The sequence below is a fragment of the Bacillus sp. B15-48 genome (assembly GCF_016879755.1).
Lineage (GTDB): Bacteria > Bacillota > Bacilli > Bacillales > Cytobacillaceae > Mesobacillus_B.
This window is the reverse complement of the sequence record NZ_WOFU01000001.1, coordinates 92521-116271: the sequence shown is the minus strand read 5'-3', so window position 1 is coordinate 116271 and position 23751 is coordinate 92521. Positions and strand designations below refer to the sequence as shown.

25 protein-coding genes are annotated in these 23751 nt (G+C 39.1%); 14 read left to right on the top strand and 11 right to left on the bottom strand.

Annotated features, from left to right (window positions below; translation table 11 throughout):
* The first annotated feature begins 88 nt into the window (after positions 1 to 88).
* From GNT69_RS00630 to GNT69_RS00610, 5 genes are all read left to right on the top strand, one after another.
* Positions 89 to 1264, top strand: coding sequence for a YeeE/YedE family protein (locus tag GNT69_RS00630; protein WP_203553921.1), 1176 nt, complete (start codon positions 89 to 91; stop codon positions 1262 to 1264).
* 683 nt (positions 1265 to 1947) lie between these two features.
* The gene (locus GNT69_RS00625; RefSeq protein ID WP_203553019.1) at positions 1948 to 2181 is read left to right on the top strand and encodes a YczI family protein; all 234 of its coding nucleotides are present in this window, start codon (positions 1948 to 1950) and stop codon (positions 2179 to 2181) included.
* Positions 2182 to 2642: 461 nt separating this feature from the next.
* The gene (locus tag GNT69_RS00620) at positions 2643 to 2825 is read left to right on the top strand and encodes a hypothetical protein (RefSeq protein WP_203553018.1); all 183 of its coding nucleotides are present in this window, start codon (positions 2643 to 2645) and stop codon (positions 2823 to 2825) included.
* A 158-nt stretch (positions 2826 to 2983) separates the two neighbouring features.
* On the top strand, positions 2984 to 3343 hold the full coding sequence (locus GNT69_RS00615; RefSeq protein ID WP_203553017.1) for a hypothetical protein: 360 nt from the start codon (positions 2984 to 2986) through the stop codon (positions 3341 to 3343).
* Positions 3344 to 3461: 118 nt separating this feature from the next.
* Entirely contained in the window at positions 3462 to 4178 is a 717-nt protein-coding gene (locus GNT69_RS00610) for a MerR family transcriptional regulator (RefSeq protein WP_203553016.1), read from the top strand.
* Here GNT69_RS00610 and GNT69_RS00605 read toward each other — a convergent pair.
* Positions 4156 to 4860 carry a CPBP family intramembrane glutamic endopeptidase gene (locus GNT69_RS00605; RefSeq protein ID WP_203553015.1) on the bottom strand — a complete coding sequence of 235 codons (705 nt, stop codon included), beginning with the start codon at positions 4858 to 4860 and terminating at the stop codon, positions 4156 to 4158. The two genes, GNT69_RS00610 and GNT69_RS00605, sit on opposite strands and share 23 nt — an antisense overlap.
* Positions 4861 to 5082: 222 nt before the next feature.
* Between GNT69_RS00605 and GNT69_RS00600 the strand changes: the two genes are divergently transcribed.
* The 5 genes from GNT69_RS00600 to GNT69_RS00580 all read left to right on the top strand — a co-directional run bounded on the left by GNT69_RS00600 (position 5083) and on the right by GNT69_RS00580 (position 9366).
* On the top strand, positions 5083 to 5871 hold the full coding sequence (locus tag GNT69_RS00600) for a YwqG family protein (RefSeq protein WP_203553014.1): 789 nt from the start codon (positions 5083 to 5085) through the stop codon (positions 5869 to 5871).
* A 194-nt stretch (positions 5872 to 6065) separates the two neighbouring features.
* On the top strand, positions 6066 to 6767 hold the full coding sequence (locus GNT69_RS00595) for a response regulator transcription factor (RefSeq protein WP_203553013.1): 702 nt from the start codon (positions 6066 to 6068) through the stop codon (positions 6765 to 6767).
* Positions 6764 to 8125 (top strand): sensor histidine kinase, encoded by a 1362-nt coding sequence (locus GNT69_RS00590; protein ID WP_203553012.1) that lies wholly within the window; start codon positions 6764 to 6766, stop codon positions 8123 to 8125. Before GNT69_RS00595 ends, GNT69_RS00590 begins: the two co-directional genes overlap by 4 nt.
* 57 nt (positions 8126 to 8182) lie before the next feature.
* On the top strand, positions 8183 to 8764 hold the full coding sequence (locus GNT69_RS00585) for a PepSY domain-containing protein (protein WP_203553011.1): 582 nt from the start codon (positions 8183 to 8185) through the stop codon (positions 8762 to 8764).
* 89 nt (positions 8765 to 8853) lie between these two features.
* Positions 8854 to 9366 carry a PepSY domain-containing protein gene (locus GNT69_RS00580; RefSeq protein WP_203553010.1) on the top strand — a complete coding sequence of 171 codons (513 nt, stop codon included), beginning with the start codon at positions 8854 to 8856 and terminating at the stop codon, positions 9364 to 9366.
* A 130-nt stretch (positions 9367 to 9496) separates the two neighbouring features.
* Here the strand turns inward: GNT69_RS00580 and GNT69_RS00575 are convergent, their stop codons facing one another.
* Positions 9497 to 10636 (bottom strand): zinc-dependent alcohol dehydrogenase, encoded by a 1140-nt coding sequence (locus GNT69_RS00575; protein WP_203553009.1) that lies wholly within the window; start codon positions 10634 to 10636, stop codon positions 9497 to 9499.
* 124 nt (positions 10637 to 10760) lie between these two features.
* Between GNT69_RS00575 and GNT69_RS00570 the strand changes: the two genes are divergently transcribed.
* Positions 10761 to 11033 carry a ubiquitin-like small modifier protein 1 gene (locus GNT69_RS00570; protein WP_203553008.1) on the top strand — a complete coding sequence of 91 codons (273 nt, stop codon included), beginning with the start codon at positions 10761 to 10763 and terminating at the stop codon, positions 11031 to 11033.
* A 1-nt stretch (position 11034) separates the two neighbouring features.
* A complete protein-coding gene (locus GNT69_RS00565; RefSeq protein ID WP_203553007.1) occupies positions 11035 to 11310 on the top strand; it encodes a MoaD-like domain-containing protein in 276 nt (91 codons plus the stop codon).
* Between the two features lie 900 nt (positions 11311 to 12210).
* Here GNT69_RS00565 and GNT69_RS00560 read toward each other — a convergent pair.
* The gene (locus tag GNT69_RS00560; protein ID WP_203553006.1) at positions 12211 to 14043 is read right to left on the bottom strand and encodes an aldehyde ferredoxin oxidoreductase family protein; all 1833 of its coding nucleotides are present in this window, start codon (positions 14041 to 14043) and stop codon (positions 12211 to 12213) included.
* Between the two features lie 133 nt (positions 14044 to 14176).
* On the opposite strand from GNT69_RS00560, the gene GNT69_RS00555 reads away from it, so the two are divergent.
* Entirely contained in the window at positions 14177 to 15208 is a 1032-nt protein-coding gene (locus tag GNT69_RS00555) for a ThiF family adenylyltransferase (RefSeq protein WP_239093976.1), read from the top strand.
* Between the two features lie 583 nt (positions 15209 to 15791).
* On the opposite strand, the gene GNT69_RS00550 is transcribed toward GNT69_RS00555, so the two are convergent.
* The 6 genes from GNT69_RS00550 to GNT69_RS00525 all read right to left on the bottom strand — a co-directional run bounded on the left by GNT69_RS00550 (position 15792) and on the right by GNT69_RS00525 (position 20110).
* Entirely contained in the window at positions 15792 to 15938 is a 147-nt protein-coding gene (locus tag GNT69_RS00550; protein ID WP_203553005.1) for a hypothetical protein, read from the bottom strand.
* 70 nt (positions 15939 to 16008) lie between these two features.
* Entirely contained in the window at positions 16009 to 16764 is a 756-nt protein-coding gene (locus tag GNT69_RS00545) for a (S)-benzoin forming benzil reductase (protein WP_203553004.1), read from the bottom strand.
* A gap of 101 nt (positions 16765 to 16865) precedes the next feature.
* The gene (locus GNT69_RS00540; protein WP_203553003.1) at positions 16866 to 17600 is read right to left on the bottom strand and encodes an ABC transporter ATP-binding protein; all 735 of its coding nucleotides are present in this window, start codon (positions 17598 to 17600) and stop codon (positions 16866 to 16868) included.
* Positions 17597 to 18295 carry an ABC transporter permease gene (locus tag GNT69_RS00535; protein ID WP_203553002.1) on the bottom strand — a complete coding sequence of 233 codons (699 nt, stop codon included), beginning with the start codon at positions 18293 to 18295 and terminating at the stop codon, positions 17597 to 17599. The genes GNT69_RS00540 and GNT69_RS00535 overlap by 4 nt, the downstream gene beginning before the upstream one ends.
* A gap of 33 nt (positions 18296 to 18328) precedes the next feature.
* Positions 18329 to 19180 carry an ABC transporter substrate-binding protein gene (locus GNT69_RS00530; RefSeq protein ID WP_203553001.1) on the bottom strand — a complete coding sequence of 284 codons (852 nt, stop codon included), beginning with the start codon at positions 19178 to 19180 and terminating at the stop codon, positions 18329 to 18331.
* Between the two features lie 15 nt (positions 19181 to 19195).
* Complete coding sequence (locus tag GNT69_RS00525; RefSeq protein ID WP_239093975.1) at positions 19196 to 20110, bottom strand: substrate-binding domain-containing protein; 915 nt, start codon at positions 20108 to 20110, stop codon at positions 19196 to 19198.
* A 253-nt stretch (positions 20111 to 20363) separates the two neighbouring features.
* Between GNT69_RS00525 and rodA the strand changes: the two genes are divergently transcribed.
* Positions 20364 to 21536, top strand: coding sequence for a rod shape-determining protein RodA (gene rodA / locus GNT69_RS00520; protein ID WP_203552999.1), 1173 nt, complete (start codon positions 20364 to 20366; stop codon positions 21534 to 21536).
* 36 nt (positions 21537 to 21572) lie between these two features.
* Here rodA and GNT69_RS00515 read toward each other — a convergent pair whose 3' ends face one another.
* Positions 21573 to 22640, bottom strand: coding sequence for a Ger(x)C family spore germination protein (locus tag GNT69_RS00515; protein WP_203552998.1), 1068 nt, complete (start codon positions 22638 to 22640; stop codon positions 21573 to 21575).
* Positions 22637 to 23731: a GerAB/ArcD/ProY family transporter gene (locus GNT69_RS00510; protein ID WP_203552997.1), complete on the bottom strand. Its 1095-nt coding sequence runs from the start codon at positions 23729 to 23731 to the stop codon at positions 22637 to 22639. The genes GNT69_RS00515 and GNT69_RS00510 overlap by 4 nt, the downstream gene beginning before the upstream one ends.
* Between the last annotated feature and the right edge of the window lie 20 nt (positions 23732 to 23751).

Sequence of the window (23751 nt, the reverse complement as noted above, 5' to 3'; positions counted from 1 at the left end):
TCATTTGGCACAAACTACATTGGCTAATCCAACAAATGCGAACTGGGATGGGAAATCAACGACGGTTGTAACAAAAAATTTAAACCCGATGCAAAAACCGTTTGTCATTATCGGAGCATTAGCAGCAATTATTTTATATATCCTGATTGTTACTGTTGCCGATTGGACTCAGGGGACGTTATTTCTAATTGGACTTGCGCTTGGAGCAGCTTTATTGTATGCCCGCTTTGGGTTTACATCTGCCTTTAGACGACTTGTTTCTGTAGGAAATGTCCAAGGTTTACAGGCTCATATGTTGATGCTTGCTGTTGCTTCGACGTTATTCGCAATCATTTTAGCTACTGGATTCAGTTTTACCGGGGCAGCACCATCAGGAAACGTGAATCCTGTCGGTGTAAGTGTGATTGTTGGAGCATTTATATTTGGAATTGGAATGCAGCTAGGAAACGGGTGCGCTTCGGGGACATTATATAATGTTGGCGGCGGATCGTCTTCAATGATTTTAACGCTGATTGCTTTCATAGCGGGGTCTGTTTTAGGAGCAAAGCATATTACCTTTTGGTTGGAAGATATGCCGGCACTACCGCCGATTTCGTTAGCAGAATCTACTGGGCTCGGCTATTTCGGTGCATGGGCTATTCAACTCTGTGCTTTTGCGCTTATTTATTGGCTATGTGTTCAATTCGCGAAGAAAAAAAATCCACCAATGATGAAACCATTAGCAACAACAACTGGGTGGAAGAAAATTGTTCGAGGCTCCTGGCCATTATTTGGAGCAGCAATTGTGTTAGCCTTACTGAATGCACTAACATTGATGGTTAAAGGAAGCCCATGGGGAGTCACATCCGGATTTACTCTCTGGGGTGGAAAAGCGTTAATGGCAATGGGCGTCGATGTTTCATCATGGGATTATTTTGCAGGTTCAAGCAGTTTGACAAATTCCGTATTAATGGATGCGACGAGTGTGATGAACTTCGGAATTATGTTAGGAGCCTTCCTCTCCGCATCTGCCCAGGGAACATTTAAGCCAGGAAAAATAAAACCAGGAGTAGCCGGTGCTGCGATTTTAGGCGGCTTAATGATGGGCTATGGTGCTCGTTTAGCGTTTGGATGTAATATCGGAGCTTATTTCAGTGGAATTGCGTCTTTTAGCATTCACGGATGGGTATGGGCTATTATGGCGATGTTAGGTACTTACCTAGCTTTATTTATTCGCCCGTTATTCGGTTTGAAAAATCCAAAACCAAAAGATTCAATGTGTTAATTTAAAAAGATGCCAAACCCTTTAAAGGGTTTGGCATCTTTTTTAGTATGAATTTGGGGACTAAACGGGTTATTTACAACAATGAATAATAGTTGATCTTCAACAATCGGCCGCTTTCTGAACATCATTTTCATGAATAGAGCCATTTAATTGAATAAGATTACATAAAAAGTCAATTTCCCAACGTAAAGCGAAGGGGGCTTGCTTTGCTTAAAAGATCATATCTGCAATAAGCAGATACGTTTTTTCTTTTCATCTCCCAGTAAAAGGAAATCAATGTTAAGATTAAAATGAAATAATAAGGATTATTCAACTATTGGGCTGGTTAATAAGATAGTAGTTTTTATGTTCAAAGATAGATTTTAATTTTATCGCAGGTTAACTGGCTGTAAGACCCCCATTTCAATAATTCGAAAGTAATAAGAGTTGTAAGTAGGGATTAACAGCCAGTAAACGCCCGATCGGTTCAACTAACAATCAGCGGGGATGAAGAAAACCCCCACTGATTGAAGTTTAGATACGGACGATAAAAAACAGCTATGAATGATTTTAGGTCGTGCCGTTTTATTTTTTCAATTGGTTTTATTGTAGTAGTTGCTTTTTTTACACATTTAGCGGCGCTATTCTCTAAAAAGGGAATATAATCATCTATTAAAACTTATAGCAGATTAGGGGGGGATATCTTGTTAATAGCAGCTAGAATCATCTTAGGAATCATTGTTCTTATACTTGCAGGTTATGGGTTGATAACTGGCAATCACGAGGCATCGCCTTATATGATGTTCTTCATGGGAGCAATGCTTCTGGTTATGGGGATATCAGAAATCAAAAGTGAACGAAAGCGATTAGGTATATTTTGTATGAGTGCTTCTTTATTTGTCTTCTACGTTGCAGTAAAAGGTTTCTTGTTAAATTAATTCACTCTTACCTAGAGTACTCTTTTTTCAATTTATTGATAGATACATAAAATGGTTGCACCAACTCCTTGATTGTACGAACGTTTAGGAATGATCTCTAATACAAACCAGGAAGTTATCGTTCTGGCTAGGAGCCACAAGCTAGAGCGATTACAGTAACCTGGTCCCGTTATCAACTTGAGGCATTTATTTTAGTTGTCATAGGAATAAGTTATGGTAATGTTAGGAAGTAAAAATGGCGATTTCGTATAAAGGGGTATCAATGGTCTCATAGGACTTGATATCTTAATGAATGGAAAATTTATAATTGACTTAGAGAAATTAGAATTAGTTCAAAATTATTAATCGACTGATGCAATCCCTATTAATTTAGCAATATTGCGTATCCCTCAACAAGGATACGCTTATTTTAGTTTAGGGTGGGCGATTAGAGTACCATCATAATGATTGGAGAGGTAAAAATGACTTTTATATATATTTTTTATATAGTGGTAGCAGGTATTTTGGGATTCAGAATTTTCGGGTTAGAAGGTGCGGTATTTGGTGTGGCAATAGGTTTTGTGTTTGGGGCTACTCAATCAAATTACAAAAGAATTGTAAAATTGGAGAAGGAATTAAACGACCTGAAAAATAATAAAAGCTAAAACTTGTTAACGAAAAGAAGCATTTTGTGGAAGAAGAGCTTTTATTAGGAGGGGATTTTTGTTTAATTATTCTCGTGAAAAATAGGTAGTGGGTGTGAAGGCACAAGAAATGAAACGATTTGATTAACTTATCGTCTAAAAACAAAAGGGGGATTTTTATGTTTAAGAAAAGTCTATTTTTTGGTATTACACTGCTTTTAGTTTTAATTGCACTCGGTGGTTGTAGTAGTTCTTCTTCATCCAACGGGTCATATGCAGGTATTTTAATGGTTAATGAAAAGGAATATTACTGGCAAGGAGATATTAAAGATAATGAATTTACCCTTGGCGAAAAAATTGGTGAAGTACAAAAAAAGGTAGAAAAAGAAGTTAAGCCTAAAGATAATTTTTCATCAAACTTTTTAGAAGTAGGTGAAGAGATATACTCTTCTAACGAAGATAGTAAGGTTATTATCGTAAAGCGAGAAAACAGAAGTTTAGAAAAAATGACTGAGGAAAATTACTACAAAAATGAATAAAAGTCGTTGGAGTAGTATCTTTTAAAAAGAACATGTTTTTTAAAATAAATATAATGAGTATTTATACTTCATTAAGTTTAACAACAAAATACACATTATATTAATATAGGGAGGAACGATGTACATAACAAGTGGGGAATTGGCAAAGCGGTTCAAGGTATCCATTAGAACAATTCGATATTACGATCAAATTGGCCTTGTCTGTCCATCTAAATTAGGTGAGGGAGGCAAACGGTTCTATTCAGAGGAAGACTGCTTAATTCTACAAAAGGTTATTTTGCTTAAATCTCTTGCACTTCCACTCGAAGAAATAGGTAGGATAATCAAAAATCAATCCACAGAGAGTATTCTAATGATCCATAAAACCTATTTGGAAGAACAAGTATCTAACATACAAAAATCAATTGCACATACAAATTCGTTGCTGAACATTCTTACATTAGAGGGTACGGTCTCCCTAGTAGTCCCTCCAAAACAGAATAAAACTTGGAGCTTGCTTTTTTCTGCGGACGAGGAAGAAAAATTACGTGAAAGCTTGCCCAAATTAGAAATGGATAACCCGTCTATTAAAAGGTGGATTAATCTTGTGAGACGAATTGAGTTATGCATACAAGACAAGATCTCTCCAGGCTCGGAGCATGCAAAGCTTATAATAGAAGATATGGAGATTCTCTCTGAGGAAATTTTTCAGGGAGACCAAAACCTGATGGAAAAGTTTTGGAAGGTCCGTCGCTCTCAAGAATCATCAAATGAACTAAATCTATATCCGATCAAGCAGGAAATCATCGATTTTATCGAAGAGGCTTATGCCATCATCCAAGGGCAACAAGGATGATGGCAATTCCATTCGTTATCCCATGTATAATCATTGCTGGAACAATGGAACCTGTTTTTTCATACGTCCAAGCAAATATAAGTCCGGAAACAAAATTTAGTAGGAGGGTATTGTACGTTGGAATGTGTACAATCATAAAGATAAATGAACTAGCAAACATGCTAATGGCTATTCCGTATTTGCTGCGTAAGAACCGATAAAGAAATCCTCGGTAAAATATTTCCTCATATATTGGGGAAATAATGGCTGCTGATACAAACCCAATCAAGAAGTTGAGAGCTGTCATTCTAGACTGTAGGCTTTCCGTCTTACTATTTTCCGATTCAATTCCTAAAAATAGCTCCATAACGACAGCCATTACAAAGGCTATTGCGATGATTGCAAATGTCCATGCACAAATGGATTTCCAATAATTTGGAGAAAACCTTCTCAGACCGACTTCCTTCCAGCTAAGTTTTTCTGGCTTGATAGCCAAGAAATACAGTCCAAGCATGAAGATGATGGACATGATAAAACCTGTCAATATACCTGAATATAAATCATTTTGTAATCCTTCTGTTAAATACCCCATTAATAAAAACTCTATAAAAATAGGAACGAACACTAGCACCAATATCAGTAATTTGATTACGACTTTCCATGTCCACGGTGATTTTCCAAAGAAACAATCGTGATTATTCATTGTATTTTCCCCCTTTATTTAGAGCGTAAAAGATGACGTTACGTAACCTGCAAGCCTTTTTTATCCCTCATATTCAGTATTTTAAGTTAAGGCTTCTAATGCTGCTTTGAAATAATGTTTAATTAATTTGATTTAATAATCTTGATAAACAAATACAAAAGATTCACTTTAACAAACTTGAAATTGGTATAATCAAAACAAACATTTAGGGGGGGAAGGATATTGCAAGATTTACATACACTGTTGCAAGAATACGAATTACTTCACAAAAAATCAGATATTTTAAATGCTGCAAAACAATCAATTAAAGTCATTAAAAATAAAGTGAAGGAGGAGCAAATTCCGTTAGGATCCTCTAAACTTGGTGGTTTACCGGATCTGCCGCAAGATTGGGAGTTTCCTAAATACAAGAATGGCTATCACTCTTTTTTAGGGCAACTTAACTTAAAGGAAGTAATGCTGTATGACAAGGATAATATCCTTCCGAGTAGTGGAATCCTTTATATATTTTATGATGTAATAGAACAGCCATGGGGGTTTAAAGAGGACGAGGGTTGTTTTAAGGTTTTATACTTTGATGGGGACGAAAAAGAGTTAAGAAGGAAAGAGTACCCGGAGGAGACCGAAGACTACTTCCCTTTACCTGTTTTTAAAGTCACATTCGTAAATAAGCTGACACTTCCAGAGTATCCAGAGGATATGGAGTTTAGCGATGAGGATGAAGAAAATTACTCTGAAATGAGGCATGAACTTATTCAGCCAAGTGATGAGGAAGGAAATTACCAACCGGCTCACTATATGTTAGGGTATCCATTCAGCATCCAAAATGATGTATTTGATGAATTTGACCTTAAACCGGAAGAAGCTGTACTTCTTCTACAGATCGATTCAGATGAAGAAGATTTGAAATTGCTTTGGGGAGATTCAGGAATGATCTATTTCTGTATAGATAAGACCTCATTAGTTAAAAAGCAATTCGATAAGGTTCAATTTACACTGCAATGTTTCTAACTTACGACCTGAGGAATCATTAATAGAAATATGAATCTCTCGGTTATTTAGTACAGCGAGTATCTCTTCACTGAGAGACTCGCTTATTTTTGTGTATGTCGTACTAAATTCCTGTTTGTTGCAGAGTCATGTTAATGATAAGAAAGTGGAATGTGATAAAATGACGTTAAAATGGCAGAAACGAAGGAGAAACGATGGAAAAGTCGAAAATATTGATTGTCGAAGATGAAGAAAAAATTGCCCGCGTTCTTGAGTTAGAGCTCACATATGAAGGCTATGAAGTTGAAAAGGCATTGGATGGGTTAGAAGGCTTTCGCCTTTTCCGGGAACAGAAATGGGATTTAATTTTATTAGATGTGATGCTTCCAGGAATTAGCGGAATTGAACTGTTACGGAGAATTCGTACCAATGATTCAGAAACAGCTGTCATTTTGCTAACAGCAAAAGATTCCGTTGAAGATAAAGTATCAGGACTCGATCTTGGGGCAAATGATTATGTTACGAAGCCATTTCAAATTGAAGAATTGCTCGCACGAATTCGCGCAAGTTTAAGAATGCAGCGTCCACCGCAGCAAACAGTAGACAAAACTCAAGACTGGTTAGTTGTTGGTGATTTAAAATTAAGTGAATTAACAAGGGAAGTGATGCGTGAAGGGATGAATATCGAATTAACGCCCCGTGAATTTGATTTATTGGCTTATTTAATGAAGCATCCACGCCAAGTCTTAAATCGCGAACAATTACTAAATGCTGTTTGGGGATACGATTATTATGGCGATACAAATGTTGTTGATGTGTATATTCGCTATTTACGAAATAAAATGGATAAGCCTTTTGAAACACCGTATATTCACACTGTTCGTGGAGTCGGTTATGTGTTGAAGGAGATCAAATGAAGCTACGGAATAAAATTCATTTATCAACATCTGTTTTGTTCATCTGTCTTTTGCTTTTTATTAACATTTCAATTTACCTTTCATTTAGCAAGATGATGTTGAATAGGGAATTGGAACGAACCGAAGCGGAAGCCAAACAGGCGATTAATGGAATCAATCAAGTAGGGGCAGGCGTGGAGATAGAGGCAATTTTACTAGCTTACGTGCCTGTTAATGGCATGTTGCAAATCATTGATTCAAATGGAAATCGAGGGGGAGCGGTGGCAGCACCAGGACAACAAAATCTTCGCGAAGAATGGCCGGCTATTTTTCAGCAAAAGGAAATAAAAAAAATCGTTGAATATGACAAAATTCCACATGCTTTCGTTTCTATACCGATGATTTCTCGTGAAGGTGAAGTAGTTGAGTTACAAGTGACAGAAAGTTTAGTCGCTACAGCTGAAATGTTAAATACATTAAAGCTTGTCCTGATTGTCGTTTCAATTATCGCGACCATTCCAGTAGTCATTTCATCCCGATTTCTTAGTAATTTTATTACTCGTCCAATAACTTCGATGATTGAGACAATGAGAGACATTAAAGAAAGTGGTCAATTTAAGCGAATTCCGCTCGAAAGAAAGTCAAATGATGAACTTTATCTGATGGGGGACACTTTTAACAATATGATTGAGTTGTTAGAGGTGAATTATGAGAAGCAAGGTCAATTCATCTCAAATGCTTCCCATGAGTTGAAAACCCCGTTAACTGTGATTGAATCGTACGCCTCGTTGTTGAAAAGAAGAGGCAAAGAACAACCTGAGTTATTAGCTGAATCTGTGCAAGCGATTCACTCTGAAGCGATCCGAATGAAGGACTTAACGCAGCAATTGCTTATGCTCGCCAGACATGAGGAACAATGGCTGCTTGAGGTTGAAGAAATAAACTTAAATGAAGTGGTTGAAGAAGTGGTTCGCTCTTTTCAAAAAGCGTATAATCGTGACATCGAATGGCACCAATCTACAGAGGTTATCATTAAAGCTGATTTACAAAAACTTAAGCAGTTGTTCTATATTATTATCGACAATGCGCGTAAATATAGTGAAGAAGTGATCTCCGTCAGTGTAACGAAATCACAGGACCAAGCCATTGTTAAAGTGATTGACCGTGGGATTGGGATTCCGAAAGCGGAGTTAGAAAAGGTTTTTGACCGTTTTTATCGTGTTGATCAAGCGCGTTCTAGAAAGACTGGTGGGTTTGGTCTTGGACTTTCCCTTGCAAAGGAACTTGTAGATGTCATGGGGGCGGAGATTACATTAGAAAGTGTGGAAGGACTAGGGACGACGGTTACGATTTGCTTTCCGCTCGTATCTTCTCATTAATTTCTCATTTTCTTCCCGTAAAATGGATGCAAAGGATGTAAAAATGGAGTGAAGTAAATGGGGGCATTATCGAAGAAGAAAATCATTATTGGCGCAGTTTTATTTGCGTTAGTGCTGGTGGTTGTTTTGCAGCTGTCTAACATTATGACATCTGCCCAACCGCTCACAGTAGAAGAAGCGACGAATAAAGTCCAAGAATTATATCATGGGGACATTGTCAATATTAAAGAAGTGAATGGGATTTACTTAATTGCGATTGAACTTGATACAGGTACGTATGAGATTGAGATTTATCGTGATTCCGGAGAAATTGGTCGCGTCACAAGGACAGAAAAAACGGCTGCAAAGGAAGAGCTTCAGTCCGATGACTCCATTGCAAAAGAGGGAGAAAAAGCAATGGATAGTGGAAACAAGGCGGAAGAACCAACAGCTGAACAAGTAAGAACGATTTCAGAAAAAGAGGCGGTCGCAATTGCCCTGAAAGAGATAAACGGAGAAGTAGACGATATTGACCTTGAGAGTTCCGGAGGCATCATTTATTACTTAATTGAGATTGAACGAGACGAAGACGATGAAGAGGCGACCGTTCAAGTAAATGCAATCTCTGGCGAAGTGATGTCAATTATGTGGGATGATTAAAAATTTCTCATTGATTTCTCATTTTCTTCTTCAGAAATCCTCATTTACGTTGCCTATAGTAAAGGTATACGAAAAAGGAGGAAGAGAAAATGAAAAGAAATATCGGAATCATGATTGTAGCTGGAGTCGTATTGCTAGGCGGAGCACTAGGTGTAGGTGCATTTGCAGATTCAAATAAAGATTTAAATAGTCAACTTACGGACAATGGTACCGCACAAATCGTCCAAGGATTAAATATGGATGTTAGAGAACTTGAAGCGAATAAAGATGTGGTGTTTGAACAAGAGGGTAAAAAGATAGATGACGATGATGATGAAGTGAAATTCGAAACGGTTTCTGCAAAACTGATTAACTCGAATGCAACTAAGACGAAAAATGAAGACGATAAAAAGGCCCAGAGAATAACAAAAGCCGAGGCGATTGCAATCGCTACGAAAGAAACACCGGGAACAGTCGTTGAAGTGGAGTATGACGATGGGGAATATGAAATTGAAATTCGTACGGCCACACATGAAGTAGAGTATGAAATCGATGCAGGAACAGGGGGAATTTTAGAAAAAGAAATCGAAAAGTTAGAAGCGGACGATCATAAAGATGATTAATAATAGCTTGCTGAGGCAGGCTTTTTTCTTTGAAAACTTTCAGATGGATATGATCGATAAAAATTGGACCTCACTATGAAAAGCAGTAGGTAAACAACTCCTCCCCTCGAATGAACGAGGGGAGTGGTCTTCATGGTTTTAGAACAACCTTTACACAATTATCTTCGTGTTCACTAAAGATTCGATAAGCATCGCTTGCCTTCTCGAGCGGAAGCGTATGAGTAATGATTTCCGTTGGATCAATTTCCCCTTGAACAATCATTTCGTATAGTTTCGGCATATAATGAATGACAGGGGCTTGTCCGGATTTAAGGGTAACATTCCGTTCAAATAGATTACCTAACGGGAACATATTATACACTGATCCGTACACACCTGTTAATTGTATTGTTCCAAATTTGCGTACAGCGTTTTTCGCAATTTGAATGGCGCTTAATGTTCCACCTTGTAGTTTAAGCTTTTGTTCGACTTTTTCAACGACCGATTTTTTTCCATCCATCCCAACACAATCAATAACGACATCTGCTCCACCTTGGGTTAGTTCTCTTATATGGGCACCTGTGTCATCGAAATCCTCAAAGTTAAAGACTTCGACATTGTTTTTTACCTTCGCCTGGTTGAGCCGGTAAGGGATATGATCGATGGCAATGACACGTTTTGCTCCTTTCATCCATGCAAATTTTTGGGTCATTAATCCAACAGGTCCACAACCAAGGACGACAACAGTATCATTAGGTTTGACACCTGCGTGCTCGACACTCCAATAGGCAGTAGGCAGCACGTCTGAAATGAATAGCAATGCTTCGTCTTCTAATTCGCATGATTCTGGAACTTTAAATGGCATGAAATTGCCGTAAGGAACTCGAAGCAGTTCGGCTTGGGCACCAGGGTAATTCCCATACCGCTCCGTATACCCAAAAAAAGCACCCGAATCGATATCTGGATTTGGATTAGAATTGTCACATTGACTTTCCATATCATGCTCACAATAAAAACAATGGCCGCATGAAACCGTAAAAGGAAGAATGACTCGATCTCCTTTTTTTACTTTCGTTACGTCAGGTCCGACCTCTTCAACGATCCCCATTGGTTCATGGCCAATGATAAAGTCTGGACGTGTCGGAATCCCTCCTAGATAAATATGAAGATCGGAACCGCAAATCGCAGTTGAGGTAATGCGGACAATAAGATCATCTGGATTTTCGATTTTGGGATCGGGCACCTTTTTTACTTTAATATCTTTAACGCCTTGAAATGTTACGGCTTTCATTTCGTCCCTCCTATAAACATCCTATATTGATTAGAATGTGGATTTGTCGGCTTTTTCATTCTTCAATGGTGACAAAGTAGGCAATTCATTTTAAGATTGAAGTAAGAGTAAAGGGGGCTATTGTATGAACGTAAAAGTGTTTGCCAATCTCCGAGAAATATGCGGCGGAGTTCAAGTGGAAGTCATTCCTGAGGGCAATAGGGTTATTGATATTCTTAATAAATTGGTGGAATTGTATCCAGCGATTGAAGAAGAAATTTTTACACCTGAGAAAAAGTTAAAGCCCTTTGTTCATGTGTATATAAATGGGAAAAACATCATTCATTTAAATGATCTTGAGACAGTGGTGGAGAAGGACGATCAATTTGCGCTATTTCCACCAGTAGCAGGTGGTTAAGGTGGTCAATCAGGAATTAGAGTTTCGGGGCATTCATAAGGAACATTTAGTGATGTATTTTATAGAGCTCGGTGCCAGCCGAGTAGGGGACAAACTTTTATATATGCATGACGGTGAAAACAAGTGGTGTGGAGAGATTTTAAAGGAGGAGGAAATTTCCTTCACCCCTGTGTTTAAAGTGAATACAGTGATGGTTCGGTTTAGTGCCAAGGACGAAGCGACACTAGAAGAACTGATAAAAAATTACCGGTATAAAACAACAAGAATTGGTGGGTAAGAAGCGTTCAAAAACGGTCGGCATTAGTGCAACGGGTTCGGTTTTGAAGTACAAGATGTGTGAATGAACATTGCTTTTGTATAGTAATTCGCACTAGAATTTAAAAGTAATTTGGCAAGTAAATCAGTAAAGAAAAATGCTTGGAGACATATATGCTCCAAGCATTTTTTATACTAAGATAAGCACCCCGGTTACGCGATTTCCAAATCTCCAAGAATCGCCAGGAAATAAGCTACTAATTTATCCATCTACAAGACAAACGAAGATTTTGCTAGCGATGGATCCTCTTCCTCTGCTCCACCCCAACCATTAAAGAGCGGATCCCCACGAACTTAGCAAAGAGATACAGCATGGTTTGAAAAATAAACGGAGAAATTCCTCTTATCGCGGAAATAGCAAGAAAAATAGCTGAAATAGACGGAGAGATTCCGCCTATTTAATCAAAAAACATGAAAAATGACCATTTCGCTTTGCTTAACCGGAAAATCTCCCCTTATTTTCCCCGAACCGAGCTCTATTCTGCAGTTTAACGGGAAAACCTCCGCTTATTTAAACGATCACTTGTTACTCAATTAAGGATAAAAGAGAATCCCTCTTCATTTATCCGCCTCTCAGACATCAACCCTCACTCCCTGGTAGTTAACTAGCATTTTTAGCACCCCAATTAGCATGCGAATTATTACGGTGACAAAAACTTATGTCACCATGATAAAAAGGGTTTCGGAATTCAGAGCGGATATACCGTTCATTTTATTCAATCCCATATATATCAACAAAAAAGAAGCAGTCTAATTCAGTTGCGAATAAGACTGCTAATTTAGTTTTGTATTCGAGAACCGGTGCCGACCGTTCAATCATTTTAACGAGCAATAAAACCTCTTCTGATGAAGTTTCACTGTATTAAACAGTTGTTGAACTGTCCTCGGAAAGAATTCCAAGTTCACGAAGTTTTTCTGCAGGAACAACCCCGTCTTTCCAGCCGCGAACTTGATAGTATTCATCAAGCATAATATCCATGCGGCTGACATGGCCAGCACTATTTCCAGTTGCTGGTTCTTCTGTAAAGCGTTTCGGCAGAAAATCATCTTCACGTTTATTAAAGCCAGCAAGGTTATTATAATAGCGCTCAAGATTATAAATCCGTTCTCCAGCTAGCATGACATCTTCGGCAGTCATTGGAATACCGGTCATTGTCCCATATTGCTCCGCATAATTCTCCGCGTTTTCTGAGAACGACGAGAATTTACAAATATCCATTGAGTCTCCAAATGCCAGTAAATCTTGGAATATTTTTAGTAATTCCCCTTTTCCTTCTGGTTTCAAACGATCTGTTGGCTCAGGAATTCCAGCAATTTCACTCGCAACCGTATAGCCTCGTAAGTGACATGCTCCACGGTTACTTGTTGCATAGCCTAATCCTATTCCTTGAATTCCGCGTGGATCATATGCTGGGATTGATTGTCCTTTGACTGACATTGAAATTTCAGGAGCACCCCATTCGGCAGTTGCCCGGGCAGGTCCTTCTGCGAGAATTCCCCCAATGCCTTCACGCATGGCGATTTTCTTTGTCAATTCAATCATTGAATCGGCATCGCCCCAATTCAGTGCTTCGTCAATGATGCCTTTTTCGCTTGCCTCCATTGTAACGGAGAAGGCATGACCAAGTTCAATCGTATCAATCCCATATTCATTACAAAGATCGATTAAGTAAGCGATGGCTTCAGAATCACTTAATAGACAGTTTGTACCGAGCGCCCAAGAAGATTCAAATTCAAAGCTCTCTGTTCTTGTTTTGTATTTACCATCCTTTACTTCTACTTCAATTTTACAGGCAACAGGACAGGCATGACAGGCATTATTAGAAACGAGCAAGTGTTCATTAATATACTCGCCACTATGCTTTTCTGCTTCGTCCCAGTTCGTCATTTGAGAGTTTTTCGTTGGTAGCGCTCCCACTTCATTAATTAAGTTCGTAAGGACATTCGTTCCATAAACAGATAGTCCGCCCTTTTTCGGAGCTGTTAAACCGCCTTCCATGATGGCTTTAACGGCTTTGCGGTTAGCTTGATTGTATTCATCTTTTTGTTTTGGCTCAGGCATATTCCCTTTTTGGGCAGCCTTAATGACAATTGCTTTTAACATTTTATAGCCGGCAACAGCAGCAGTACCACCGCGGCCTGCAGAGCGATCATGTTCATTGATAAAGGAAGCGTATCGAACTTTATTTTCCCCAGCCTGACCGATTGTCAAAACGCTTAAGTTTTCTTCCCCATGTTCTTCCTGCATTCGTTTTACTGTTTCTCTCGTGCTTTGTCCCCAAAGTTGGGCGGCATCTCGAAGCTCTGCCTGGCCATTTTCTATGTACAAATAGACAGGCTTATCGCTTTTGCCTTTGACAATAATGTTGTCTACACCTGCCCATTTTAATCGTGCTGCTGTCCAGCCGCCAATATGAGAGTCTGTAGCTGTTTCCGTTAACGGGGACTTCGTGACAACCGCCATTCGGCCACTCATCGAAGAGCGTGAGCCTGTCACAGGTCCTGTCATAAAACATAAAATGTTTTCTTCAGAAAAAGGTTCAACCTCTGGACCATTATCTAGAAGATACTTAACGCCCAGTCCGCGGGCACCAATGTATTTTCTTGCAAGGACCTCATTAAGTTCTCTGTAATCAACAGAACCGCTTGTTAAATCGACAACAACTTCTTTGTTCATAAAACCGCCAAGATTCATCGATTTTGCCACCTCTTTCTATATTTTTAAAAACTACTACCCTATTTAATTATATAATTAGTATAAGAGAATTGCTTCCTAATTTTCAATTGTTTGGAATTTTTTTGTTTTAATGTTAGAAATGAGGGATAAGATGGGAAAGATGGAACGTTATTCGCGACAAGTCCTTTTTAAGCCAATTGGCGAAGAGGGACAAAGAAAACTAATCGATAGCCGCGTGGTCATTGTCGGGGCAGGTGCTTTAGGTACTGTAATCGCAAACCATCTCGTACGAGCAGGTGTTGGTTATGTACGAATCATTGATCGTGATTTAGTTGAATTATCCAACTTGCAGCGGCAATCGCTTTATGATGAAGACGATGCTGCCAATCATTTACCGAAGGTTGTTGCAGCGGAAAAGAAATTAAAGAAAATCAATTCGACTATTCAAATTGATGCGGTGATTGCAGATGTAAATCTTGATAATGCCGAAGAACTGTTAGGGAATGTGGATGTCATTGTTGACGGAACGGATAATTTTGCAACGCGATACTTAATTAATGATGTTTCGCTTAAACATAAGATCCCTTGGGTATTTGGGGGAGCGGTTTCTTCACGAGGAATGTATGCTGTATTTATTCCCGGCAAGACCCCTTGTTACCGTTGTCTTTTTCCACAAGTCCCGGCTGGCCTTGGTGAGACTTGCGACACAGTGGGGGTATTATCGCCATTGACTGATATTATTGGCTCGTTTGAGGCGGTAGAAACGTTAAAATTACTTGTCGGGGCAGAACATAACCCTAATCTTGAACAGATTGATATATGGTATTCAGCTTCATTACAAATGGATATTAGCGATGGACGTAATTCTAATTGTCCAGCCTGTGTCGAGCATAAATATGAGTTTTTAGATCGCTCCTCAGAGCAACAACTTACGTATGCAGTCCTTTGTGGCCGTGATACGGTTCAGATTAAAGCAAGAAATGTAACGAAATTCGATTTGGAGAACCTAGCAACAAAGCTTAAGAAGAGCGGGAAAGTAGCGGTTAATCCGTTTTTGCTACGCTTTTCACCAAATGAAGAAGAAGTCTCATTCGTCGTTTTTAAAGATGGTCGTGTCCTTGTACATGGAGTCGATCAAATTGTTCAAGCAAAACAATTTTATTCTCGCTATATTGGTAGCTAGTAAGAAGTTATCCACAGTTTAAGGGTGTTATTAACGAATTATTCACACAATTCACAATTAGTTGTGTATAAGCTATAAAATGGGCGACAAACTGTGAGGCTAGAATTAAATGCAAAGCTTTTCTTTTAAAAATAAGGAAGGTTTACTTGGGCTTGTGGAAAAAGATTGAATATGTGTTTGCATGATTACTAGCGCTAGAAAAATAATGAGTTTTTTGAGTGATAATGCTGGTAACACGATTTTTAATCCAAGTACTCGGATTAAAAACAGCAAATTTCGTTGATATATTGCTAGTACTCGTAATAAAACGCTGTAAAATGAGGGGATAATCCGAGTACTAGCAATAAAGGGAAGTCAGAAGGCGAGTATAATCCCTGTACTAGCAATAAAAAACGGCCAAAAATCGGTTTAATCCAAGTACTAGCAATAAACCAGCCTTATAACCACGGTTAATCCCAGTATTACCAATAAAATTTAGCCTATTTATGAACAATCCACATTTTTAGTCTGAGTACTTCTAGAATACATGGTATCGAACGGACAAAAGGACCGGGCGGTTTTGCCCGGTTTTCTTTCTGCACATTTAATCCGTTTTATCTTTTTGATCTTTATTGCGTTTATTGCCTTTGCTATTGTCCCCGCTTGTTATTTCGTCTGAGAATTCCGCCATTTGCTGTTGAAGTTTAGGGGAGTTTTGATTTTTGCTCCCTTTGTTATATTTTTTCGTCATTTCCGCAACTCCTTTAGTGAATTTTCTCCCTTATTTTTTCTGATTGGAGAGGAAAATATCCGTAAAGGACCTATAGTAAATCTTTAAGATAATAAATTTTACCGCTTTCGATTTCCTTATGTAAAAGTAAGTTCATGAACGCTGCAGCTACTTGTTCTGGGGATCGAAGAAGGCCTGTTTCTTTGTAGGAGCGGAATGTATCTAAGTCCGCGAAAGATGCTTCTGTTGCAGAACGAATCGTCTCTTGCATTTCTGTATCCATAATTCCAGGGCTAAAGGCGATGATTTTCTGCTCACTTTGGCGATTGTTCATTTCTAATGCGGTTGTCATCGTAAAGCTGTTAATCGCTGCTTTCGTGCTGCAGTACATGCTCCAACCATGAACTGGTCTTTCAGCTGCACCTGAAGTTATATTGGCAATGATAAGTGGAGTCACGCTGTTTTTTACTTCATTTAAAAAGTAATTTGTTATTAAAATCGGTGCAGTCAAATTCACTTGAATACTTTGCTCAACTTCTGCCACATTTAGTTCACTAACAATGGCGATTGGCTCGATCACCCCAGTATTATTGATCAAATAGACGATTTCTGGCTGTTGAGCAAAAACGACCTCAGCCACTCTTGGCAAAACTTCAAGGATCTCTGAAGTTGAGTTTAAGTTACAAGGAAAAAAATGATATTCAGTCCCAACCTTCTCAGTCAGTTTTTTTAACTCACGGTTATCATTCCGTGAGATTCCAACAATATTTATTTTCTCTGCAAGCAGCTGCTTCGCTATTCCTTCACCAAGTCCCTTCGATGCTCCAGTTACAATTGCATATTTCATTTTTTTCGTCCCTCCAATAAAAATACTTATGTAACTGACAGTATAAAAAAATGAATAGGAAGTCAAAAAAGAGGCCTTCTCAAAAGAAGGCTGAAAGTATATTAAGTTAAGAGTTCGTTCCATTCACCAATGAAGGTGGCGGAAGCGCTGTTTGGGGAAGAAAGTACTTCTTCGGTTGAACCATGTTGCTTTATTTCACCGCCAATTAAAATCGCGAGTCGGTTCGTAAAATATTTGATTTCCATTAGATCATGACTGATGAAAACCGTCGTCGTATTTGTCTCCTCGACAACCTGTTTTATGTCCTTTAAAAGTTGTACTTTTGTAGGAAAATCGAGGGCAGAAAATGGTTCATCGAGAAAGAGAACTTCCGGTTGTAAAACCATTGCTCGCGCAAGGTTAACACGTTGAGCCTCTCCTCCGGATAAATGAAAAGCATGCTTTTTCGCAAGGTGACTAATTTTAAAGACTTCAAGCCAGTATAAAACCTTTTCGTTGATTTCTTTCCGTGGCACATTGCGAAGTTTTAAACCAATTGCTACATTGTTTTGTACACTTGTATCAAGCAATAGAGATTGCTGCAAAGCAACCGCACACTTTCTTCGTACATCTAGTGCAATCGTTTCATTCACTTCTTGACCATGAAACTGAATCGAGCCATTCGTTGGCAGTTCAAGTAAGGCCAGTGTTTTTAGGAGGGTGCTTTTCCCGGCTCCATTCGGTCCCATGACCCCGAGAATTTCTCCTTTCTGAAGTTCAAAGGAGGGAATCGAAAGGATCGTGCGATTATGCGCTTTCTTTTCAATCCCCGTTAACTTAATAAGCGGGTTGCTCATTGCGAATGCCTCCTTTGTTGTAAAAAAGTAAGCATAAATGTGATGAAGAAGGCAAGTGCCATTAATATAAACGATAAAGCTAGAGCAACGTCAAAATTTCCTTTGGAAACTTCCATCACAATCGAGGTCGTTAAGATTCTCGTTTCTCCACTAATGTTTCCACCGACCATCATCGCCGCGCCTACTTCGGCGATTACTCGTCCAAATCCAGCGATAATTGCCGCCAAAATGGCGAGTCGGGTTTCCTTCAATAAAATCCAAACGAGCTGAAGGCGAGTGGCGCCTAAAGCTTTTACTTGGAGAATCATCTTTTCACTAATTTGCTGGAAGGCGGTCGAAGTCAAAGCGGTGACAATCGGTAAAGAGACAAGAATTTGCGCAAGGACAATGGCTGTCTCCGTATACAGTAAAGAATAAGCACCGAGTGGACCTGACCGCCATAAGAGCATCGTAATCCAAAGACCAGCAACGACGGGCGGCAAGCCCATGCCAATATTGACGAAGGCAAGAACGACTCTCCGTCCCCGAAACTTGACGAGCCCGAGCAAAATACCAGCCGGAATTCCAACAATCGTGCTAATTAAAATTGCAGTCATTGAAACTTTTAACGTTCTAAGTGTAATTTCGGCGATTAGTGGGTCGCCAGCGAGAATTAATTCTAGTGCTTTGTTTAAACCTTCGATTAATAATTCCATTAGCAATCAGACTTTCTTTGTAGTAATTTGCTTTTAGTCAAAAAGGAAAAACAGTGGTTCACCGTATTCATCGATGCCAAATTCAGCGATTATTTTTTTCGTTTCTTCAGCGATCATATACTCTACAAAGGCTTTTGCCCCTGCATTATTAATCATGTCATTTTTCTCAGGATTAACTTCCATCACATGATAAATATTGAGGAGGCTGTCATCGCCTTCAACTAAGATTTCAAATTCACCTAGTGAGTCTTTTTGCGCGAGATAGGTCGCACGGTCTGTTAAAATATACCCTTGTCTTTCAGCAGCAATCTGCAGGCTGCTGCCCATTCCTTGTCCAGTCTCGACATAGGCTTCATTTTCAGAAGGAGTAAGGTTTGTGGTTTCCCATAATTGCAATTCCTTTTTATGAGTACCTGAGTCATCGCCTCTTGAAACAAAGACAGATTCGGATTCAAAGATTTTCTCAAATGCTTCATTTACCGTTAGCCCTCTAATTCCTGCAGGGTCAGCAGACGGTCCAGTAATAACAAAATCATTGTACATCACTTGTTGATAATTTAGGACATCTCCATTATCAACAAGAACTTTTTCTGAGGCAGGAGCATGGGTGAGAAGGACATCCACTTCTCCCTTTACGCCCATTTCCAATGCTTGGCCAGTACCAACAGCAATCGTTTTAACGTTGTAAGGATTGTCTTCTTCAAATATTGGAATCAAATCGTCGAGTAAGCCACTATCTTGTGTGCTCGTCGTCGTGGCAAGAATGACATCCGTTGTTGCGACTTCATCCGTTTGTGATGCATTTGTATTGTTGTCTTCAGAACTGGAACAGGCGGACATAAATGCGAAAAGAATGACGAATAATAATGAGAATAATTTTTTCATTTTCGTTTCCTCCAATTAACGATGATCAAAAATAATTTCTCCTAGCTCACTCGCATTATAGCCTTCGAGTTCAAGGACGCTCTCTTTAAATGTAGTGAAATGAATAAGATCTAGTAAATGTTCTAATGCTTCTTTGTTTTCCTTTTTCCAGCGGAAGACAAGGTCAAATTTTTCTTCAGTAAGAGGAATAAACTCAAGTCCAAGCTGGTTCGCTGCATATTTAATGCCGAAAGCTACATCGGCTGATCCACGGCTAATGTGAGCTGCAGCACTTAAATGATTCCATTCTTCATTCTCATACCCAGAAATTGTTAACGGATCAATCTTTTCTTGAGCAATGAATGAATCGAGCAGGAATCGAGTACCTGCACCTTTTTGCCGATTAACCATCGTTAGATCATTGCGCCTAAAATCAGCTACACCGTGAATTCCTTTTGGATTTCCACTCGCGACAATCAATCCCTGTTCCCGAGAGGCCAGCCGAATGACCGTAATTGGTTCATGGACAAAGAGTTGGCGAATAAATGGGAGATTGTATTTTCGGGAAGCAGGATCAAGCAAATGAATCGCGGCAATGTCAGCACTGCCACGGTAAAGCATCATCAATCCTTCAAGGCTGCCGATATAGCTTGGTTGGATCGCCAATCCGGCTGATTCAGTTGCTGCATACTTGACTAAATGCTCGACAAGAAAATCATGGCTTCCCGCTAGTTGAAGCGTATATGTATTCGGGTGTGAAGTTGTAACTGATGCTGCTCTTTCCTTCGGATGAGAGGCTTTTGTTTGTTTATAGCGCTCAACTTCCGCTTGATCAATTCGCATTTTATTTCCGATTTTAAAAGCATTTAATTCGCCGCGTTTAATTAACTCATAGACGGTATATTTTGAAATCTTAAACATTTTAGCGATATCGTCGGGCGTGTAGGTCATCTTTGGCATTCACCACCTTTCGTTAAGATATAATAATAAAATACATGAAAACGAGTGAAAAAAGTGTGACAAATGTCAATTCTGTTTGGTTTTGTTTAGTTTCATTTGGTTTCATTCACATAATTGTCACATTTTATATTATACTTTCGCTTAGAAAAAATCGTTATTTTTATCACACATAGTTGTTATTTATTAGTGAAAAAAATATAATGAAATATTGAGCGTACAGTTCGTCAACAAAAGGAGAAGAACAATGGCATCCAATCAAAAAAATAACTCTAGGCTTGACTATGGTCTCGTATTGATCTTATTTTTCCTATTTTTAGCAAGCTGCATCGCCATTTACAGTGCCCAAACGACAGGGCAGTATAATGAAAATTTCTTACTAAAACAAATCGTCTGGTATGGAGTAGGGGTATGTATTATTGCCGTTGTGATTCGACTCGACTCCGATCAATTGAAAAAATTAACTTGGTATGTTTATGGTCTGGGCCTCGCTGTGCTTGCGTTCTTAATTATTGCCCCGTCCAGTATTGCACCGGTTCGTAATGGAGCAAAAAGCTGGTTCGTCTTTCCTGGTGTAGGCTCAATCCAGCCATCAGAAATTGTAAAAGTACTTCTCATCCTTGCGTTAGCTCGATTAATCGCCGATCATCATCGAAAGAATGTGGTAAAAACTTTGGGGACTGATTTTTGGCTGCTCATTAAAATCGGGGCTATCACAATGTTTCCATCACTGCTCGTTATGCAGCAGCCTGACCTCGGAACTTCTCTCGTATTTATTGCAATTATGCTTGGGATGGTGTTTATTTCAGGGGTTTCTTGGAAGATTCTCGTCCCGATTTTCGGAACACTCCTCTCGCTTATCGGTGTGATTTTTTATTTCGTGCTATGGCATCCAGAGGTACTTGAAAAATACCTTGGAGTCAAACAATACCAGTTTGGACGGATTTACTCATGGCTTGACCCGTATAATTATCAAAGTACAACCGGCTTCCAACTGACAAGATCATTACTTGCGATTGGTTCTGGGGAAACGACAGGGAAGGGATATGGGACACGTGAAGTGTATCTTCCAGAAAGTCACACTGATTTCATTTTTAGTGTGATTGGCGAAGAATTTGGCTTTGTTGGTGCCAGTATTTTAATTAGTTTATTCTTTTTACTGATTTACCAGATTACGAAAATCGGCATGGAAGCTAAAAATCATTTTTACACGTATTTATGTGTTGGTGTGATTAGTATGATTACGTTTCATGTCTTTCAAAATATTGGAATGACGATTGGACTTTTGCCGATTACAGGGATTCCGCTTCCGTTTATTAGCTATGGGGGAAGTTCGTTAATGGGGAACATGCTCGCACTCAGTTTAATCTTCTCAATCCGCTATCATCATAAAAAATATATGTTTTCTTCGTCGGATTAACCAAAAAAATGAGGAGAGGCTTTTGCCTTTCCTCATTTATTCTTGCATCCCAACTTCCGTAATGGTTACATCGGCATTGATGATAAATTCAGCATTTGGATAATATTGTTGTTCCCACTTATCAAAATCAAATCCTCTTGTTTTCGTATTTGCAAAATGGCCGAAGCCAATCGGGTCGATTCCGAGATTTTGATTATAGTGGATAATTTTCATGCTTTCCGTGACAACTTGCTTTTCTAACTGCTTCTCAATTTCGTTCACTTCTTTTCTCGAGAGAGATCGACCGGTATACTCGCTTACAATCCCTCTTAGCTTTAAATCAATCGTAAACTGATAGGGATTGCGATTCGTTAATTGGAAATTTTTCTTTGTTTTCAAGAGTTTAAAAACGGCGGCTTCTTCCCCTATTTTCGCGATTGTTCCCCCGCGATGGTGCCTGTCAACAAGCAGTTTTAAATAAAACATTTGCTCAACAGAAAGAATATCAACGACTTTATCCTCTTTAAAGAGAGCAAGCCCTTTTAATTCAACGAGATCTGGTTCCGTTTTTTCTAAGTAAGGCAAATACGGATCTTTTCCTTTTTGAAAATAATCGAATAAAAACTGGCGAAGATTTGTCAGAGGCAAACTCCCTCCTCGAATCCCGTCCTCGATTACTCCTGCTAAATAAACCGCATTTCCTCTGTCGCCGTAATCTCCATCAAAAATCTCCTTAACATCGCCATCAACGACCCCTAAATACACGCGCGCACCAATGCTCGGATCGCGGAGAAAAAGATCAAGGAGGTTGACAATGCCATCACGAGCGAGTTCTTCATTAAAAAAAATAACCTCAATGCTTCCGCCAACAATCGGTTGTGACGATTTGTTCCGCATTTTAGCAATTGTTTCTCTCGGAATCGTTCCCGTGGCAGAAAAGGTGAAGTTATCAATCGATTTATCAGGTTGAAAGACAGGAATCATAATTGTCCCGCGAATTTCGTCCTCACTTTTGTCAAGCCCCATACCTGTCGCGATATTGATATCGTCGATAATTTCCTTATTCACACAAGCAGAAAGCAAAAGCGCACATAAGGTTAAAACAATCCGCAAAAGATGGTTCACTTTTTCTTCACCTTCTTTGCAATCATAACGGAAAAATAAAGAAACGGTGTATAACCGTAGGCGAGAATGAAGCCTAGCTTCGCTTGGAAATCCAAAAATAAGGTCATCCGCTCCCGTGTATTTAAAAACAGAACAATGATAAGGCAGGCAATACTAATTAATAGTACGGCTTTTTTTTGTTTGACGTTAAACACACGTTTTGCGATTCGGCTCGAAGCCCATAATGAAATGGCAACGTTAGGAATAATAATGATTGCCCAGTTGGCAATTCCGATATATTCAAAGCGTTCAATAAAAGGCATTTGGACAATTTTCCACATTTCTAACGTTGCCCAGATTGATTTATCCAGTAGTTCTAACGAAAAATACATAAAGGTAACGAGTGTTAAACTAGTATAAAGCAGGGTTGTAATCAAAATACCTAGATGCACCCATTTTTTTGATTTTTGCGGTTTTTTAATAAAAGGATAAAAAAATAATAGTACGCCATAGCCGAGATAAGTGAGCGACATATTGTAACCGCTTTTTAATAATTGTCCAGGTGTATGGTCTAAAATGGGAAACAGATTGCTAAAATCTGCATGTTTAAATGTATATCCGAACGTCAGCATTAAATAGGAGGGCAGTACGACACTAAAAAACGCAATCCCAGCAACGCTTCTGAAGCCACCATTTACAATATACACACCGAGAATTAAAAAGACAGCTCCGAATAAAAGCCTGTTCAAATCCTCAAACATCCACACTTCGATTACTTCAATTAAGCCGCCGAGAACGGTGACACACGACAATAAATAAAAAAAGATAAAGAAGAGATTGATGATATTGCCGATAATCTTGCCAAAGGCAAAAACATTGGCATAGACAGCATCTCCTTCGACCATTTCACAGATTTTATACATCATCCAAACGAGGAGATGAATGCTTAAGCCAGCTGCTAAAACCGAAATCCAAGCGTCATATTCAGCATCCTTGGCAACAAGTCGCTGAAAGCCAAGCACGCCGATGCCGATCTGCATTGCGACAATCACATAAGCTGCAATAAATGGCGATATTTGTACTCTTTCTGGGACTTGCCCTTGCCCTTGCATGCTGTTGCTACCTCCCTTCA

Excerpts from the sequence above, each read along its gene's own strand:
- GNT69_RS00630 (WP_203553921.1), top strand. The coding sequence starts at position 89 with ATGCAAAAACCGTTTGTCATTATCGGAGCATTAGCAGCAATTATTTTA.
- GNT69_RS00620 (WP_203553018.1), top strand. The coding sequence starts at position 2,643 with ATGACTTTTATATATATTTTTTATATAGTGGTAGCAGGTATTTTGGGA.
- GNT69_RS00615 (WP_203553017.1), top strand. The coding sequence starts at position 2,984 with ATGTTTAAGAAAAGTCTATTTTTTGGTATTACACTGCTTTTAGTTTTA.
- GNT69_RS00610 (WP_203553016.1), top strand. The coding sequence starts at position 3,462 with ATGTACATAACAAGTGGGGAATTGGCAAAGCGGTTCAAGGTATCCATT.
- GNT69_RS00605 (WP_203553015.1), bottom strand. The coding sequence starts at position 4,860 with ATGAATAATCACGATTGTTTCTTTGGAAAATCACCGTGGACATGGAAA.
- GNT69_RS00595 (WP_203553013.1), top strand. The coding sequence starts at position 6,066 with ATGGAAAAGTCGAAAATATTGATTGTCGAAGATGAAGAAAAAATTGCC.
- GNT69_RS00590 (WP_203553012.1), top strand. The coding sequence starts at position 6,764 with ATGAAGCTACGGAATAAAATTCATTTATCAACATCTGTTTTGTTCATC.
- GNT69_RS00585 (WP_203553011.1), top strand. The coding sequence starts at position 8,183 with ATGGGGGCATTATCGAAGAAGAAAATCATTATTGGCGCAGTTTTATTT.
- GNT69_RS00580 (WP_203553010.1), top strand. The coding sequence starts at position 8,854 with ATGAAAAGAAATATCGGAATCATGATTGTAGCTGGAGTCGTATTGCTA.
- GNT69_RS00575 (WP_203553009.1), bottom strand. The coding sequence starts at position 10,636 with ATGAAAGCCGTAACATTTCAAGGCGTTAAAGATATTAAAGTAAAAAAG.
- GNT69_RS00570 (WP_203553008.1), top strand. The coding sequence starts at position 10,761 with ATGAACGTAAAAGTGTTTGCCAATCTCCGAGAAATATGCGGCGGAGTT.
- GNT69_RS00560 (WP_203553006.1), bottom strand. The coding sequence starts at position 14,043 with ATGAATCTTGGCGGTTTTATGAACAAAGAAGTTGTTGTCGATTTAACA.
- GNT69_RS00555 (WP_239093976.1), top strand. The coding sequence starts at position 14,177 with ATGGGAAAGATGGAACGTTATTCGCGACAAGTCCTTTTTAAGCCAATT.
- GNT69_RS00550 (WP_203553005.1), bottom strand. The coding sequence starts at position 15,938 with ATGACGAAAAAATATAACAAAGGGAGCAAAAATCAAAACTCCCCTAAA.
- GNT69_RS00545 (WP_203553004.1), bottom strand. The coding sequence starts at position 16,764 with ATGAAATATGCAATTGTAACTGGAGCATCGAAGGGACTTGGTGAAGGA.
- GNT69_RS00540 (WP_203553003.1), bottom strand. The coding sequence starts at position 17,600 with ATGAGCAACCCGCTTATTAAGTTAACGGGGATTGAAAAGAAAGCGCAT.
- GNT69_RS00535 (WP_203553002.1), bottom strand. The coding sequence starts at position 18,295 with ATGGAATTATTAATCGAAGGTTTAAACAAAGCACTAGAATTAATTCTC.
- GNT69_RS00530 (WP_203553001.1), bottom strand. The coding sequence starts at position 19,180 with ATGAAAAAATTATTCTCATTATTATTCGTCATTCTTTTCGCATTTATG.
- GNT69_RS00525 (WP_239093975.1), bottom strand. The coding sequence starts at position 20,110 with ATGACCTACACGCCCGACGATATCGCTAAAATGTTTAAGATTTCAAAA.
- rodA (WP_203552999.1), top strand. The coding sequence starts at position 20,364 with ATGGCATCCAATCAAAAAAATAACTCTAGGCTTGACTATGGTCTCGTA.
- GNT69_RS00510 (WP_203552997.1), bottom strand. The coding sequence starts at position 23,731 with ATGCAAGGGCAAGGGCAAGTCCCAGAAAGAGTACAAATATCGCCATTT.